The sequence below is a fragment of the Halorubrum distributum JCM 10118 genome (assembly GCF_000337335.1).
GTDB lineage: Archaea > Halobacteriota > Halobacteria > Halobacteriales > Haloferacaceae > Halorubrum > Halorubrum distributum.
Window position 1 is genome coordinate 24100 of the sequence record NZ_AOJN01000054.1, and the last position, 15753, is coordinate 39852.

General features: G+C 70.1%; 12 protein-coding genes, 1 tRNA gene and 1 pseudogene. 3 read left to right on the forward strand and 11 right to left on the reverse strand.

What is annotated here, in order from left to right:
* Positions 1-806: 806 nt before the first annotated feature.
* Complete coding sequence (locus tag C466_RS12095; RefSeq protein WP_004595697.1) at positions 807-1505, forward strand: DUF1405 domain-containing protein; 699 nt, start codon at positions 807-809, stop codon at positions 1503-1505.
* A gap of 230 nt (positions 1506-1735) precedes the next feature.
* Here the strand turns inward: C466_RS12095 and C466_RS12100 are convergent.
* From C466_RS12100 to C466_RS12110, 3 genes are all read right to left on the reverse strand, one after another.
* Positions 1736-1808 (reverse strand) — tRNA-Arg (locus C466_RS12100).
* A 53-nt stretch (positions 1809-1861) separates the two neighbouring features.
* On the reverse strand, positions 1862-2137 hold the full coding sequence (locus C466_RS12105; protein ID WP_004595696.1) for a Sec-independent protein translocase subunit TatA/TatB: 276 nt from the start codon (positions 2135-2137) through the stop codon (positions 1862-1864).
* A 71-nt stretch (positions 2138-2208) separates the two neighbouring features.
* Positions 2209-3126: a hypothetical protein gene (locus C466_RS12110; RefSeq protein WP_004595695.1), complete on the reverse strand. Its 918-nt coding sequence runs from the start codon at positions 3124-3126 to the stop codon at positions 2209-2211.
* A gap of 145 nt (positions 3127-3271) precedes the next feature.
* Here C466_RS12110 and C466_RS12115 point away from each other — a divergent pair, with 145 nt between their 5' ends.
* Complete coding sequence (locus tag C466_RS12115) at positions 3272-3742, forward strand: redoxin domain-containing protein (protein WP_004595694.1); 471 nt, start codon at positions 3272-3274, stop codon at positions 3740-3742.
* A gap of 64 nt (positions 3743-3806) precedes the next feature.
* Here C466_RS12115 and C466_RS12120 read toward each other — a convergent pair whose 3' ends face one another.
* The 4 genes and pseudogenes from C466_RS12120 to gyrB all read right to left on the reverse strand — a co-directional run bounded on the left by C466_RS12120 (position 3807) and on the right by gyrB (position 10626).
* Complete coding sequence (locus C466_RS12120) at positions 3807-5849, reverse strand: AMP-binding protein (RefSeq protein ID WP_004595693.1); 2043 nt, start codon at positions 5847-5849, stop codon at positions 3807-3809.
* 51 nt (positions 5850-5900) lie between these two features.
* Positions 5901-6153: pseudogene (locus C466_RS17605) on the reverse strand (hypothetical protein); the annotation flags it as partial.
* 61 nt (positions 6154-6214) lie between these two features.
* Complete coding sequence (gyrA, locus tag C466_RS12125) at positions 6215-8713, reverse strand: DNA gyrase subunit A (protein WP_004595692.1); 2499 nt, start codon at positions 8711-8713, stop codon at positions 6215-6217.
* Positions 8710-10626 carry a DNA topoisomerase (ATP-hydrolyzing) subunit B gene (gene gyrB / locus C466_RS12130; RefSeq protein ID WP_004595691.1) on the reverse strand — a complete coding sequence of 639 codons (1917 nt, stop codon included), beginning with the start codon at positions 10624-10626 and terminating at the stop codon, positions 8710-8712. Before gyrB ends, gyrA begins: the two co-directional genes overlap by 4 nt.
* A 235-nt stretch (positions 10627-10861) precedes the next feature.
* Here gyrB and C466_RS12135 point away from each other — a divergent pair, with 235 nt between their 5' ends.
* Positions 10862-12073, forward strand: a complete 1212-nt coding sequence (locus C466_RS12135) for an iron-containing alcohol dehydrogenase family protein (protein ID WP_004595690.1) — start codon at positions 10862-10864, stop codon at positions 12071-12073.
* 38 nt (positions 12074-12111) lie between these two features.
* Here C466_RS12135 and C466_RS12140 read toward each other — a convergent pair whose 3' ends face one another.
* The 4 genes from C466_RS12140 to mch form a co-directional block, all read right to left on the reverse strand.
* Positions 12112-12501 carry a nuclear transport factor 2 family protein gene (locus C466_RS12140; RefSeq protein WP_004595689.1) on the reverse strand — a complete coding sequence of 130 codons (390 nt, stop codon included), beginning with the start codon at positions 12499-12501 and terminating at the stop codon, positions 12112-12114.
* Entirely contained in the window at positions 12485-13678 is a 1194-nt protein-coding gene (locus C466_RS12145) for a potassium channel family protein (protein ID WP_004595688.1), read from the reverse strand. Before C466_RS12145 ends, C466_RS12140 begins: the two co-directional genes overlap by 17 nt.
* Before the next feature lie 77 nt (positions 13679-13755).
* Entirely contained in the window at positions 13756-14283 is a 528-nt protein-coding gene (locus C466_RS12150) for a hypothetical protein (RefSeq protein ID WP_004595687.1), read from the reverse strand.
* 37 nt (positions 14284-14320) lie between these two features.
* Positions 14321-15259: a methenyltetrahydromethanopterin cyclohydrolase gene (mch, locus tag C466_RS12155; RefSeq protein ID WP_004599819.1), complete on the reverse strand. Its 939-nt coding sequence runs from the start codon at positions 15257-15259 to the stop codon at positions 14321-14323.
* Between the last annotated feature and the right edge of the window lie 494 nt (positions 15260-15753).

Consider the following 15753-nt stretch of genomic DNA (forward strand, 5'->3'; position numbering starts at 1 on the left):
GGGGTCCCCCTCGTCAGCGACGTCTTTCTCGCGCTCGTCCTTCTCGGCGGATTCGGGCGTCGCCGGCGCCGCCACCCGCTCACCGGTCGGCACGACGGCGGCGCCGTCGAGGACGACGGCGTCGGTGCCGGCCACGAGCGTCCCCCGCTCGGGGGTCCCGTGGCCGGGCACCTCGGTCTCGCCGTCCGCCTCGAAGGGCTCGTCGACGCCCGGGGCACGGACGACCCGGTCGACGCCGTTCGGCAGGTGGAAGGCGACCGCGTCTGCCGGGACGACCGGCGCGTCCGGCACGTCGGCGTACACGCGCTCGGCGGCGTCCTCGCGTCCGCGTTCCGTCAGCAGCGATCGCCAGGTGTACCGGTCGGTGACGACCGGCGCGCCGTCGCTCGTTTCGTCCCGCTCGTCGGACTCCGAGAGGACGGACACCGCGCCGTCCGAATCCGCCGTCTCGTGTCGCTCTTCCGGCTCCGCGCCCGTCGCGTCCCCATCCGCCGATTCCTCTTCCGCCGTGTCCGTGTCTACCGCGTCCGGTTCGGTCGTCTCCGTGTCTACCGTGTCCGGTTCGGTCGTCTCCGTGTCTGCCGCGTCCGGTTCGGTCGCGTCCGCGTCCTTCGGGTCGGAGTCGGACGCGCCGGACGCCGATCGATCGCCCTCGGGGTCGGACCGCGGGGCGGACCGCTCGGCGTCCTCGTTGGCCATGGTCGGGGGAACGGCGCGTCCGTTGAAAAAGGTGTCTCGCAAAACACCGCGATTGATAATCGTCGCGGACGGGCGGATTTTAGGCCCCCGCGCACCGATCGTCGTCCGTGTCACGCACCGAGCGGCTCCGACGGCTTCGACGACTCCGCCGGCCGTCGGTCAGGCGGCGGGTCCGGGCCGCGATCGCCGAGGAGCTGCTCGGGACGCCGCGGAGCCTCGCCGTCGTCTGCGCGTTCACCGCGTTCATGCTCGCGGTGGGGATCGGGTACTACGCGCCGACCGCGGGCGAGGTGCCGGTCGCGCTCTGGCCGCTGTACGCGGACTCGGCGGTCGCGGTCGCGCTCGGCGGCGCAGTCCTCGCGACCCTCGTCGCGACCGTGCGACGCGGCGGCGACGTCACGGCGGACGCCCCCGCGTCGCGGCCGCTGGCGTACCTCCACACGCTCGCGTTCGTCTGGCTGGTCCAGTTCGGCGTCTGGCCGCTTGTCTCGCTCAACCTCGCGTTCGGCGAGTACGTGGCCGCGCCCGACGCCTGGATCTACTACTGGGGCGTGATCGGAACGCACCTGCTGTTCGTGGGGCTCGCGCTGCTGTTCCCCGCGTTCGGTCGCACGACGCGTGGCGCGCTCGCCGCGACGCTCGCGCTCGGCGTCGCCAACGTCGTCCTCGACTACGGGTTCGGCTACCACCCGCCGCTGCTGTACGAGCCGGGGCCGTTTCTGGCGGGCGCGACGCTCGCCATCGCGGTCGGGTCGGTCGCGCTCGCGTCGCACTCGTTCCGACGGCTGGGGGAGGGTACTGACTGAGTCTCGCTCGGAAGAGTCGACTCCAGCGAACGCCATTTAAATAGCCTCAACTGCTCCAGCGAACGCCATTTAAATAGCCTCAACTGCTCCAGCGAACGCCATTTAAATAGCCTCAACTGCTCCAGCGAACGCCATTTAAACGTATAAAAGGGCGCGGCGGGATCCACGCGAGCGAGCGAAGCGAGCGAGCGTGGAGCCAGTCGCGCCCGTGACTGAGCGAAGCGAAGGAACGGGCGCGACGGGATTCGAACCCGCGATCGAGAGGTTAGGAACCTCTCGCCCTGTCCGCTAGGCCACGCGCCCAGAACGAGTGGAGAAAACGGGACTGCGGGGATCGGTCGGCGGAGGGGGCCGGCTTACGTGCTCGTTTCCTTGTCGGTCTCGGTCTCGAGCTCGTCGAGGTCGTCGTCCTCGTCGTCGAGCGTCGAGTCCGCCTTCTCGCCGTCTTGCATGTCTTTCAGTTCCTCTTCGACCTGCTCGCGGCCCTTCTTGAACTCTCCCATCGCCTGCCCGGTCGACCGAGCGAGCTTCGGGATCTTGTTCGCCCCGAACAGCAGGACCAACACGAGCAGGATGATGAGGAGCTCCGGCCCCGCCGGAATGCCGCCGATCAGTGGTGTCGCACTTACCATCTCTGTCTCGCAGTAGCCCTGTGTCGATTATAGTCTTTTTGCCTCGTCCGATTCGACGCGGGGCGCCCGAGTCAGTCCGGCCGGGAAAGATGCGTGAAGTACCAGCTGCCGTCGTAGCGGACGAGCGGGACGACCTCCCCGTCAGCCGAGAGCGCGTCGAGGACCGTCGCGAATGCCTCCGAGTGTGGCGGGGACTCGGCGTACTCCGAGTCGACGGCCTCGTCGAGGATCGCTCGCTGGTCCGCGGTCGGATCGCCGATCGACCGGCCGCGCTCCTCGCCGACGACCCGACGGAACTCGCGCTGCGACGAGGCGACGCGGTCGGCGCGGACGGCCACCGTCGCCACGTCGACCGACCGTTCCCCCTCGAACGCGAACCGGAGCAGTTCGCCGTCCCACTCGACCCGTTGGCCGTCGTTCTCCGGCACGAACAGGGAGCGCTCCCGGCGCTCGGCGGACGCGTACGCGAACGTGACCTCGAACGGCGGATAGTGGGGCGCGTGGATCAGCGACGCGTTCCCGAGCGCGTCGCGAACGGCGTCCCGGTCGTGCTCCGGGAGGTCGGCAAACGACACGCTCGACGGGGGATCGAGGAGGAACGAGTCGACGGAATCGACCTCGACCGTGTAGTCGTACCCCGGCGCCGCGACGGAGCGGACTGTCTCGGTTTCGACCCGGTAGTACGCGGGCGAATCGGTGACGACGTACGGCGCCGAGACGCCCGGCGCGTAGTATCCCTCGACCGTCGCCTCGCCGCCATCGACCGCGGTCCGGACGGCAGTCCGTCCCGCGTGGCCGACGGCGTCGATCGGGGTGCTGAACTCGTTCGAGACGCCCACGGGTGAGGCCTCGTCGAGCTGAAGCGCGGTCTCCGCGCGGGCGCCGTCCGCGGAGTCGTCCGTGAGACAACCGGACAGCGAAGTCAGCGGGACAGTCGCCGCGAGCAGTGCCGTCCGTCGGCGGGTGAGTTGGCGTGGAGGGCCGGACATGAGCGGGCGTTTGTCGGTGACGCACTTGACTCTCCCCCCGAGCGCCGAGCTGGATTCGTTCCATCGATACGGATCGGGGAGACCGGGACTCGGGCCGGGTTCCGGCGTCGAAACCGTGATACCTGCGGCCGACGAGACGTTTGATATGCCAGACGTCGGCGACGACGCCCCCGAATTCACCGGATCGCTCGTAGACGGCGACATCGAGCCGTTCGACCTCGCCGACCACATCGGTGAGGAGCCGGTCGTGCTCGCCTTCTTCCCCGCCGCCTTCTCGAACACCTGTACCGACGAGATGGAGGCGCTCCGCGACGGGTTCGACCGCGACGACTGCGCCCTGTTCGGCGTGAGCACCGACCTCCCGCACGCGCTCGGCGCGTACCGCGTCCAGTACGACCTCCCGTTCGCCTTGGTCGCCGACCCGGACCACCGCGCGATCGAGGCGTACGACGTGATCGAGGACTTCGAACACTACGGCGTCGAGACGGTCGCGCAGCGCGCCGTCTTCGTGATCGACGCGGACGGGACCGTGACGTACCGCTGGCTCGCGGACAACGCCGGACAGGAGCCGGACTACGAAGCCCTCGACGAGGCGGTGGCGGACGCGACCGCCTGAAGCGGGAAGGTGAGGGAGGCGACCGCCTAAAGCGGGAGGATGGCGGACGCGACCGTCGAGGAGTTCAGTCCGGGTCGCGCAGCGCCTCCAGCGCCTCGGGGTTCTCCATCGACGAGAGGTCCCCGGGGTCCTCGTCGTTGTACACCGACTCGATCGCACGTCGGATGATCTTCCCGGACTGCGTTTTCGGGAACGCGTCCACGAACAACAGCTCTCGCGGCCGGAACGGCTTGCCGTGCTCGTCGCCGACCAGCGCCCGCAGCTCCTCGCGGAGGTCGTCGCTCGGGTCGACGTCCGGTTCGAGGACGACGTACGCGACGACGGCGGTGCCGGTGGTGTCGTCGGGGACGCCGACCGCCGCGGCTTGGTTGACCGCGTCGTGGTCGATGAGGACGCCCTCGATCTCGGCCGGGCCGACCTTCCGCCCCGCGACGTTCAAGGCGTCGTCGGCGCGGCCGTGGAGGAACCAGAAGCCGTCCTCGTCCTTCTGCGCGAAGTCGCCGTGGTCCCAGAGGTCGGGCCACGTCGACCAGTACTCCTCCAGGTACCGCTCGTCGCCCGACCACAGCGACTTCGTCATCGACGGACACGAGTCGCGCGCGACGAGGTAGCCGCGGCGCCCCGACTCCTTCACCGACTCGCCGGTCTCGTCGACGATGTCGATGTCCATCCCGAGCCCCGGCCCGCCGAGCGTACAGGGCTTGAGGGGCTGGTTCGGCATCGGCATCAGGAAACAGCCGCAGATCTCGGTGCCGCCGGAGATGTTGATGAGAGGGCACTCCCCGCCGCCGACCGCGTCGTAGAACCAGCGCCACGACTCGGGGTCCCACGGCTCGCCGGTGGAGCCGAGGATTCGAAGCGAGGAGAGGTCGTGGTCCTCAACCCACTCGTCCCCGTGCTTGCGGAGCGCGCGGATCGCGGTCGGCGAGATGCCGAACTGCGTAATCGAGTGCCGGTCGATCATCTCCCAGAAGCGGTCCGGCTCGGGGTGGTCGGGCGCGCCCTCGTACATCACCACCGTGCCGCCGAACGCGTGGTTGCCGATCAGCGTCCACGGGCCCATCATCCAGCCGATGTCGGAGACCCAGAAGAACCGGTCCGCGGGCTTCTGGTCGAAGCCGAAGTGGATCTCCTTCGCGCACTGCGTGAGAACCCCGGCGTGGGTGTGGACGATCCCCTTCGGCGTCCCCGTCGTCCCCGAGGAGTACAGCAGCATGGACTCCTGGTCGCTCGGGAGGCACTTCGTCTCGTACGTCGCGGGCTGGGAGCCGACCGCCTCGTCCCACGTCCGGTCGCGACCGTCGTCCCACGGGACGGAGTCCGCGTCGGCGGCACCGCTCTCTTCGGCTCCGTCGCCGTCGCTCGCCGGCGTCGCCCCCAGTCGGTCGTAGACGACCACCTCCTCGACGTGGCCGGCGTCCGCGACCGCGTCGTCCGCGGTCGCCTTCAGCCGGACCTCGTCGCCCCGCCGGTAGAACCCGTCGCCCGTGAACAGCACGGACGGCTCCGCGTCTTCGATCCGCGTCGCGGTCGCCTCGCGGCCGAACCCGGAGAAGATCGGGACGGCGATCGCGCCGACCTTCAGGCAGCCGTAGAGGATCGCGACGACTTCGGGAACCATCGGCATGTACAGCCCGACGGTGTCGCCGGTCTCGATCCCCGCCTCCGTCAGGTAGTTCGCGACGCGGTCGCTCTGTCGGCGGAGCTCGTGGAAGGTGATCTCGCGGACGTCGCCGGGCTCGCCCTCCCAGATCAGCGCGACGCTGTTGCGGTTCGGCGAGTCGACCGCTGCGTGGCGGTCGACGACGTTGTGCGCGACGTTGACCTCGCCGCCGGGGTACCAGTCGGAGAACTGCGGGCCGTCCGCGTCGTCACGGACGGCGTCGTAGTCGGTGTAAAACTCGATGTCGAGGTAGTCGACGATCTCGTCCCAGAACCAGTCGACGCCCGATTCGGGCTCGCCCGGGACCTCCGAAGTGGTGCGCTCGATGAGCCCCTCGTAGTCGTCGATCCCGTACTCGCGCATGAACGCGGCGACGTTCGTCGACTCGGCGAACGCCTCGCCCGGCTCGTGTACGACCTCGTCTATCCCCTCGTACTCGTCCATCTCGTCCGGGGGTTTTCGCGGCGACAGTAAGTAACTTTCCTGAAGGACTCGGCGCGGGTCGACGCACTCGCCCGCGACCTCGACGGTCTCGCGTCGACGTGACCCCGCCGTCGTACAGCCGACAGGTCGCCGCGTCCCACGCCAACCGTCCCTCCCAGTCGGCGCGCGTCACCGTTACCTCGTGGCGCCCGCTGGCGTCGACGATGATCTCGAACGCGCGAGCGACGCCGGCGTCGACGCGACCGGACGCCTCCTCGTACGTCGCGCCGTCGTCTCCCTCGACGACCACGTCGACGTCGACGGGACATCAAGCGCGGACACGCGACTCGCGGTCGTCGACGCAGGCGAAGAGGGACGGGAGACGGCTACTCGTCGTCGTCCGCCTCGTCAGCGTCCGCCTCGTCCGCGGCGGCGTGGACCGACTCGGGGACGATGTCGACGGAGGCGACCTCGTCGTCGGGGTCGAGGTTCATCACGATGACGCCCTTCGTGTTGCGGCTCACCGTCGAAATCTCCTCGACGCGGGTCCGCATGATCTGCCCGGCTCCGCTCATCGCGACGAGGTGGTCGCCGTAGGTGACCGCCTCGATGGCGACGACCTCGCCGTTGCGGTCGCCGGTCTTGATGTCGACGAGCCCCTTCCCGTTGCGCGACTGCGGGCGGTACTCGTCGAGGTCCGAGCGCTTCCCGTAGCCGTTCTCGGTGACGGTGAGCACCCAGTTGTGGTACTCGTCGTCGATGGCCGCGACGCCGGCGACGGCGTCGCCCTCGCGGAGGTCGATGCCGATCACGCCGCGGGCCGTGCGCCCCATCGCGCGGGCGTCCGACTCGTCGAAGCGGATCGCCATCCCGTTCCGGCTGCCGATGACGATGTCGCGCTCGCCGTCGGTCACCTCGACGTCGACGAGCTCGTCGCCGTCCTCCAGCCGGATCGCGCGGATCCCCGTCGACCGGATGTTGCCGAACTCGTCGACGGCGGTCCGCTTGATGTAGCCGTCGCGGGTGACCATCGTGAGGAACTCGTCGTCGTCGAGGTCCTCGGTGTTGACCACCGACTCGATCTCCTCGCCGTCGTCCAGATCGAGGAGGTTGACCGCGGACTTCCCGCGGGCCGTGCGTGACATCTCCGGGATCTCGTACGTCTTCAGCTCGTAGATCTGCCCGCGGTTCGTGAACACGAGCAGGTAGTCGTGGGAGTTGGCCGCGAACACCGAGGAGACGCGGTCGCCCTCCTTGAGTCCGGTGCCGATGATCCCCTTCCCGCCGCGGTTCTGCGCGCGGAACTCGTCGAGCGGCATCCGCTTGATGTAATCGTCCTCGCTCATCACGACGACGCACTCCTCTTCGGGGATCAGGTCCTCGTGGGTCACGTCGCCCGCGTCCTCGATGAAGCTCGTGCGGCGCTCGTCGTCGTACTCGGCTTTGATCTCCCGCAGCTCGTCGACGATCACCTGATCGAGCTCGTCGGGGTCCGAGAGGATCGTCTCCAGCCGCTCGATCCGCGCTTTCACCTCCTCGTACTCCTCTTCGATTTCCGCCGTCTCCATCGAGGTGAGCGAGCCGAGCTGCATCCGGACGATGTGGGCCGCCTGCGCCTCGGTGAAGTCGAACGTCGACTCCAGCGCGGCCTTCGCGGCGTCGCGGTCGTCGGAGTCCTGGATCGTCTCGACGACGCTGTCGACGTTGTCGAGGGCCTTCAGCCGCCCTTCGAGGATGTGCGCGCGGTCCTCGCGCTCGGCGAGCTCGTGCTCGGAGCGCCGGCGCACGACCTCGCGGCGGTGGTCGACGTAGTGTTCGAGCGTCTGCTTGAGGTCCAGCACCTGCGGCGAGCCGTCGACGAGGGCGAGGTTGATGACGCCGAACGTGCGCTCGAGGTGGCTCTCCAGCAGCTGGTTCTTCACGACCTCGGCCATCGCGTCGCGCTTGAGCTCGACGACGATCCGGATCCCGTCGCGGTCGGACTCGTCGCGGAGGTCGCGGATCCCCTCGATCGCGCCCTCGTTGACGTCCTCGGCGATCCGCTCGACGAGCCGCGACTTGTTCTGCTGGAAGGGGAGCTCGCTGATGACGATCCGGCCCTCCTCCTCGTGGACCTCGAACTCCGCGCGGACGCGGATCCGTCCGCGACCCGTCTTGTACGCCTTGTGGACCGCGTTCCGGCCGACGATGTTCGCGCCGGTCGGGAAGTCCGGCCCCTTGACGTGTTCCATCAGGTCCTCGACGGTCGCGTCGGGGGTCTCGATCAGCTCGACGGTGGCGTCGATCACCTCGCCGAGGTTGTGGGGCGGGATGTTCGTCGACATCCCGACGGCGATGCCGGAGGAGCCGTTGACGAGCAGGTTCGGGAACGCCGCCGGCAGCACCTCCGGCTCTTCGAGGCGGTCGTCGTAGTTCGCGGAGAAGTCGACGGTGTCGCGCTCGATGTCGGCCAGCAGCTCCTCGGCGATGGGGGCCATCCGGGCCTCCGTGTACCGCATCGCGGCCGGCGGGTCGCCGTCGACGGAGCCGAAGTTCCCCTGCCCGTCGACGAGGGGATAGCGCATCGAGAAGTCCTGCGCCATCCGCGCGAGCGTGTCGTAGATGGCGCTGTCGCCGTGCGGGTGGTAGTCCCCCATCGTCTCGCCGACGACGGAGGAGGACTTGCGGTGCGCGGAGTTGCTCGTCACGCCCGCCTCGTTCATCGCGAAGAGGATCCGGCGGTGGACGGGCTTCAGCCCGTCGCGCACGTCGGGGAGCGCCCGCCCCGCGATGACGGACATCGCGTAGTCGATGTACGACTGCTCCATCTCGTCTTCGATGCGCGCGTTCGTCACCTGTGCCGCCCGTACGTAGCCGGGGTCGGCGTCTGGCGTCTCAGAGCTCATATGTCCACCCACTCTGCTTCGGTCGCGTGTTCCTTGATGAACTGTTTGCGCGGCTCGACCGCGTCACCCATCAGCACGTTGAACATCCGGTCCGCCGCGGCCGCGTCGTCGATGGTGATCCGCTTGAGCCGGCGGTTCTCCGGGTCCATGGTGGTGTCCCACAGCTGGTCGGGATTCATCTCGCCGAGGCCCTTGAACCGCTGGACCTGCGTGGGGTTGCCGTCGCACTCCTCCTCGACGATGCGGTCGCGCTCCGCCTCGGTCATCGCGTCGTACGTCTCGCCGCGGTAGCGGACGCGGTAGAGGGGCGGCTGGGCCGCGTACACGTAGCCCGCTTCGAGCAGGGGCTTCATGTGGCGGTAGAGGAGCGTCAGGAGGAGCGTCCGGATGTGGGCGCCGTCGACGTCGGCGTCCGTCATGAGGATGATCTTGTTGTACCGGACGTCGTCGATGTCGAACTCCTCGCCGATCCCGGCGCCGATCGCGGTGATCAGCGCGCGGATCTCGTCGTTCTCCAGGATGCGGTCGAGGCGGTGTTTCTCGACGTTGAGGATCTTCCCTTTGAGGGGCAAGATCGCCTGGTTCTCTCGGTTCCGGCCCTGCTTGGCCGAGCCGCCGGCGGAGTCGCCCTCGACCACGAACAGCTCGGCCTCGGTGGGGTCACGGGTCTGACAGTCCGCCAGCTTGCCGGGGAGCGCTGTCGACTCCAGCGCGGACTTGCGCCGGGTGAGCTCCTCGGCCTTCTTCGCGGCCTTCCGGGCGCGCGCGGCCTCCGCGGCCTTGTGGACCACCTTCTCGGCGGTGTCGGGGTTCTCCTCGAAGAACGTCCCGAGCTTCTCGTGGGTCGCGGACTCGACGACGCCGCGGACCTCGCTGTTGCCGAGCTTCGTCTTCGTCTGCCCCTCGAACTGCGGGTCCGGGTGTTTCACCGAGACGACGGCCGTGAGGCCCTCGCGGACGTCCTCGCCTTTGAGGTTGGCGTCGAGGTCGTCGACGAGCCCGTGCTCGTTGGCGTAGTCGTTGACGGTCCGCGTCAGGGCGGTCTTGAACCCGGTGAGGTGGGTGCCGCCCTCGCGGGTGTTGATGTTGTTCGCGAACGCGTGGACGGAGCCCTGAAGCTCCTCGGTCGCCTGCATCGCGACCTCGACGTGGACGCCGTCGGTCTCGTCCTCGAAGTAGATGACCTCCTCGTGGATCGGGGAGCGCGTCTCGTTGAGGTACGCGACGAACTCGCGGATCCCGCCGTCGTACTTGAACGTCTCCTCGGTGTCGTCGCGGTCGTCGACGAGCCGGATCTCGACCCCGGAGTTGAGGAAGGCGAGCTCGCGGAGCCGGTTGGCGAGCGTCGACGTCTGGAACTCGGTCGTCTCGAAGATCTCCTCGTCGGGCCAGAAGCGGATCTCCGTGCCCGTCGACTCGCCCGATTCCATGTCGCGGACGCGCTCGAAGCCGTCCTCGGCGGGCTCGCCCCCCGCGAACCGGTGGCGGAAGACGCCGCCGTCGCGCTTGACCTCGACCTCCAGCAGCTCGGAGAGCGCGTTGACGACGCTGACGCCGACGCCGTGGAGGCCGCCGGAGACCTGGTACGACTTGGAGTCGAACTTTCCGCCGGCGTGGAGGACGGTCAGGATGACCTCCAGCGCGGGGCGGTCGTACTCCTCGTGGGTGTCGACGGGGATGCCGCGCCCGTCGTCGCTGACGGAGACGGAGCCGTCGTCGTGGATCCGCACTTCGATCTCCTCGCAGTGACCCGCGAGCGCCTCGTCGATGGAGTTGTCGACGACCTCGTAGACGAGATGGTGGAGCCCTCGACCGTCCGTGGACCCGATGTACATCGCCGGTCGCTTACGGACGGCCTGCAGGCCCTCGAGGACCTGAATCTGGCCGGCTCCGTATTCGCTCTGCTCTGACATAGGAACTTACCGTCGCTAATCGCCGTCGGGTTATAAAGCCGGCGCACGCGCGCGGGCGTGAGCGCAAGTGGAGTCGGGGGCAGCGAGTGGAGTCGGGGGCGGCGAGCCGAGCCGGGGGCGGCGAGTGGAGACGAGGTCGGCGAGTCGGCGAAGCGTCCGACCTCACCCCGCGAACGACCGCGGTATGCGGCCCCTTCCCACAGCTACAAACCGCCGCCCCGCGTATCGCCCAGCGATGCTACCGATCGCGGACTCCTTCGAACACGTCCACCGCGGCTGCGAGATCCGGTACGGGCGAGGCCGAATCGCCGACCTCGGCGGCTGGCTCGGCGAGCGCGACCTCGACGACGCGCTCGTCGTCTGCGGCTCGAACACGGGCGCGAACGACGCACTGATGGACCCGGTCAGGGAGGGGCTCGGCGACCGGCTCGCCGGGATATTCGACGGGACGACTCCCGACAAGCGGGTCGAGACCGCCTTCGACCTGCTCGACGCGCGCGCCGAGGTCGGCGCGGACGTCCTCGTCGCGGTCGGCGGCGGCGCCAGCCTCGACATCGCCAGGCAGGCGACGCTGCTCGCGGCCGACGGCCGCGACCTCGGCGAGATCCGCGCAGACGCGGAGGCCGGACCGGACGCGCTCGGCGAGCTCGCGCCCGGGAGCGGCCCCGCCTTCCCGTTCGTCGTCGTGCCGACGACGTTCGCGGGCGCGGACGTCTCGACCGGCGGGTCGCTGGAGGTCTTCGCGGCCGAGGAGTCGCCGACGGGCCAGCCGGTGAACGTCAGCGGGAGCGGCGCGTGGCCGGTCGCGGACGTGGCCGACCCGGCGCTGTTCGAGACGACCCCGCAGTCGGTGCTGGCCGGGTCGGCCATGAACGGCTTCGACAAGGGAATCGAGACGCCGTACGCCCGCGACGCCGACCCGGTGAGCGACGCGGCCGCGGTCCACGGGCTCCGGCTCCTCTCGGACGCGCTGCCGCGCGTGGCGGGCGACCGGCCCGGCGGCGAGGAGGCGACGGACCGCGCCGTCGTCGGGGCGCTGCTCGTCCAGCTCGACCGCAAGATCAGCGTGATCCACGCGTTCGGCCACGGGTTCGCCCGGCGCTACGACGTCCAGCAGGGCGCGATCCACGCGGTCGTCGCGCCGCACGCGCTGGCGTACCTCTTCGACGAGGTCGACGCGAGCCGCCGGGCGCTCGCGGCCGGACTGGGAGTGCCGACCGACGGCCGCGACGACGACGCGATCGCGGAGGACGTCGTCGAGGCGGTGGCCGAGGTCCGCGACGCGCTCGACGTGCCGAGCCGGCTGCGGGACCTGCCAGAGACCGACGAGGACGACCTCCCGGCGATCGCCGAGTTCGTCGCCGAGGACCCGCCGATGGCGCGCGCGCCGGCCGGCCTCGACGCGACCGCGGAGGGGATCCTCGGCGTGTTGCGCGCGGCCTGGTAGGCGACGGTGACGCGGGCGGCGTCGACCGCGCGACGTTACTACTCCGCCGCGTACGTCTCCAGCGCGGCCAGCGTCCCGTCGTCCGCGTCGACGTCGAACACGTCGACGAACGCGAACAGTTCCTCGCCGTCGGCGTCGAGCAGCCGGCCGCGGACCGCCACCCCGGGGCCCGCCGGATAGACGCGCTCGACCGCGTGGGTCGTGTCCGTGTTCGGCCGCTCGTCGCGCATGAACGCGACGAAGCGGTCGCGTCCCTCGAAGGTGCGGTCGGGGCGCCGCTGGACGAAGTCGGGGTCGAGCAGCGACGCCAGCCGGTCGTACTCGCCGGCGTCGAGCGCGTCGTAGTAGGCCCGGGCGAGAGAGGCGGGGTCCGCGTCAGCGGGGGCCGCCTCCCCTCGCTCCCCGTCCGCCTCACGCCGCGAGGGCATCGAACTCCTCGGCCGAGGTCCGGGTCCCCTTCGCGATGATCACGTCGCCGCCGCGGAGCGTTGTGTCGATGTCGGGCCCCACCAGCCACTCGTCGTCCGAGCGCCGGATCGCGAGGACGCTCGTCGAGATGTCGGTCGCGGGCACGCCGTCGACCACCTCGGTCCCGTCGAGGTCGCTCCCCGCGGCGACCTCGGTCCGGGTGATGATCTCGTCGGACTCCTGGACCGCCATCTCCACGACCGGGTGGACGTCGAGGTCGCGGCGGACCCCCTCGGTGATCGCGAGCGCGGCGTCGGAGATCTCCTCGGTCGCGACGCCGAGGTGGATGAGCCCGCGCAGCGACACCGGGTCGGCGGCCTCGGCCGCGGCCCGAAGGGTCCACGCCTCGAAGCGCGACTGGAGCGCGTCCACCTCGATCTCCAGGTTGCTCACCTCCTCGGCGAGCTCCTCGTTGTCGAAGAGGACGGAGCCGTACGCGAGGTCGACGGCGAGCTCCGAGAGGTTCTTCATCAACACGATCGAGTCGACCGCGCGTTCGAGGTCGTCGATCGCGGGCTCGGCCTCGGGCTCCGGCTCGAACGGCTCGCCGCTCAGCTCGGGGTAGACGTCCGCGACGCCGGCCTCGGGGCCGCGAAGAAGGGTCACGTCGCCCGCCACCAGCCGGGTGGTCGGTCCGGGGTTGAGGATCCAGTCCTCGTCGCGCCGGACCGCGATGACCCGGACGCCGGTCACCGACTCGAGGTCGATGTCGGCGAGCGTCCGGCCGGCGTACGCGGAGTCGGCGGCCACCGTCCCGCGGACGAGCGTCTCGACGCCGGCCGAGAGCGCGCCTCGCATCGCGTCCGGGAGGCCGATCTCCTCGGTGACGATCTTCGCGATGTCGCCCGCGGCGTCGGCGACCTTGTCGGCGGCGGCGATGACGCCGAGGACGGGCGCGAGCGTCTCCGCCTCGCTCGGGTTCCGCGCCGCGAGCATCAGGCTCATCCGGGCGCGCATCTGGAGCACGTCCATCCGGTGTTCGAGCTCGACGACCTCGTGGGCGACCGTCGGGCTCCCGTGGAGGACCGCCGAGTACGAGAGGTCGATCAGCAGCTCCGCGGTGTCCTTCATCTCGACGAGCAGGTCCTTGACGCTCGTCGGCTCGTAGCGGACCGTGCGCCCGTCGAAGCGTCCCATGCGACTCCCTCTCCGGCGGCGAGTAAAAGGCTTGTTGCGGGGGCGGCTGAACGGTCGCGGCGAAGCCGCCGGCCGGGTCAGAGCGCGTCGCCCGCGACGTACGCCGGTCCTCCCCCGGGCGAATCCGGAGCGCCGTCGACCGGCGCCGCGAGGTCGACGAGCGCGAGCCACCCCAGCAGCCGGGCCGCGCGGTCGCGCCATGCGGTCTCCCACTCGGGGTTCCGGGCGCGGTCGTGACGCGGGACCCGATCGCGAGTGGCCGCGAAGAGGTCGTCCGGAGTCAGGGGGTCGTCGTGCGAGGCCTCACGCAGCGCCGCGAGCGCCTCGGGGACGAGGAGCACGCCCTCGCGGAGCCCCTCCCGGACGCGCTCGGGGGTTGGCTCGGTGTCGGCCCGGACGAACCCCCGAGCGGTCTCTTCGACGAGGCCGAGCGCGCGCAGGAACGCGAGCCAGTCGTTGGCGGTCTGTCGGTCCGGGAGGTCACGGCGCCGCCGCAGTCGGGCGCAGCAGTCGTCGGTATCGCCGGGGACGAGCGGGACCGCGCGCTGGTACTCGCGGAGCGCGTCGAGGTCGGCCGGGGGTTCGGGGACGGGTTTGAGGCGCACGGGGTTCTGGGGCTGAGTCGGCCGGTCGTCGCTCGGCTCAGCGGTAGCCGAACGACTCCGCGAGCAGTTCCTCGTCGGTCTCGCCGACGGTGTAGACGGGGCCGTCGACGACATCGACGGTGACCTGCGCCGGGGCGAACACGCTCTCGGGGACGTCGTAGAAGTCCCAGTCGGCGTCCTCGAACACGTCGACGAACGGGGTGCCGTACTCCTCGCTGGCGGTCGAGACGATCTCGTCGAAGCGGTCGTCGTCGCGCGCGACCTGGAGGTGGACCTCGCCGCCGTACGCCAAGGCGTCGTTCGTCCGGCCCATCGCCTCGGTCTCGTCGCGGGTCGGGGGCGCGAGCGGCGCGGAGCCGGAGGCGTGGAGCACGTCCGTGGGCTCGTAGCCGACCTCCAGCAGGCGGAAGACGGCGAGCTCGGCGGCGCGGGCCGCGGTGGTGACGGAGCCGGCGGTCGAACCGGTGGCGAACGTCGGGAGGAACACGCCGTCGGTGTCGACCTCGGCCATGTCCGCGACCTGCTCGGCGACCTCCTCGTCGGGGAGCGCCGTCGACTCGATCGCGAGCGTGGCGAACTCGGAGGAGTCGTAGTAGCCGACGCGCTCGAACTCGGTCTCGCGGCCGACGAGCGCGCGGGCCGGCCCGGAGCCGAGCCCCTCGAAGCCGCCCTCGGTCGTGATCTCCCAGCCGGCCTTCTGCGAGCAGAGCAGCGCCACGGCGGGGNGGTCGGTCGACAGCTCGACGTACTGGCGCGGCGCGCCCGCGAGCTTCCCCATCCGGGTCTGAAGGTTCGCGAGCCCGGCGGTCTGGATCTCCGCGAGCAGCAGTCCCGCCTCGACGCCGCCGGCCGCGTCGATTCCGAAGTCGACGACGGTGGCGCCGTTGTCCAGCTCGTAGCCGACGACGTCCAGCTCGCCGGCGAAGTCGAGCGCCTCGTCGACCAGCTCGATCGCGGTCCGGTTGATGCTTTCCATGGACGAGGGTACTCGCTCCCCGTTTAAGGGGTTTGGTTGTTCGACTTGCGGCCCGCGGCTCTCAACTACTTAAAAGCGAACGCATCCCGCGTTCAGTTGTTTATAAATGAGAGGTGCCGTCGGCGCGTGCCTGTGAGCGCCCGAAGGGCGCGAACAGCACCGCGCGAGGGAGTCGGCCGACCGGAGCGAAGCGAAGGGAGGCCGACGAGGCTGGGGAGGCGTGAGGCGCGGGGCGGTGCTGTGCGGGGCGGGACTCAAAGGGGCAGCCGCGAGGCGGGCGCAGGCGACGCAAGCACCGCAACGAGGGAGCGAACGGAGTGAGCGACCGAGTGAGGAGCGCAGCGAGCGTGCGCCCGCCTCGCGGCTGGGGCTTTGGCGGTGTTCGCCGCCGATCCACTCTCGATTATCGCTCTTGTGTAGCACATTGTTGATTTCAGAGAGTGGCTTTGACGGCGTGTTTGAGAGCTTCTCGTCCTGGTTTGCGATAGAGTTCT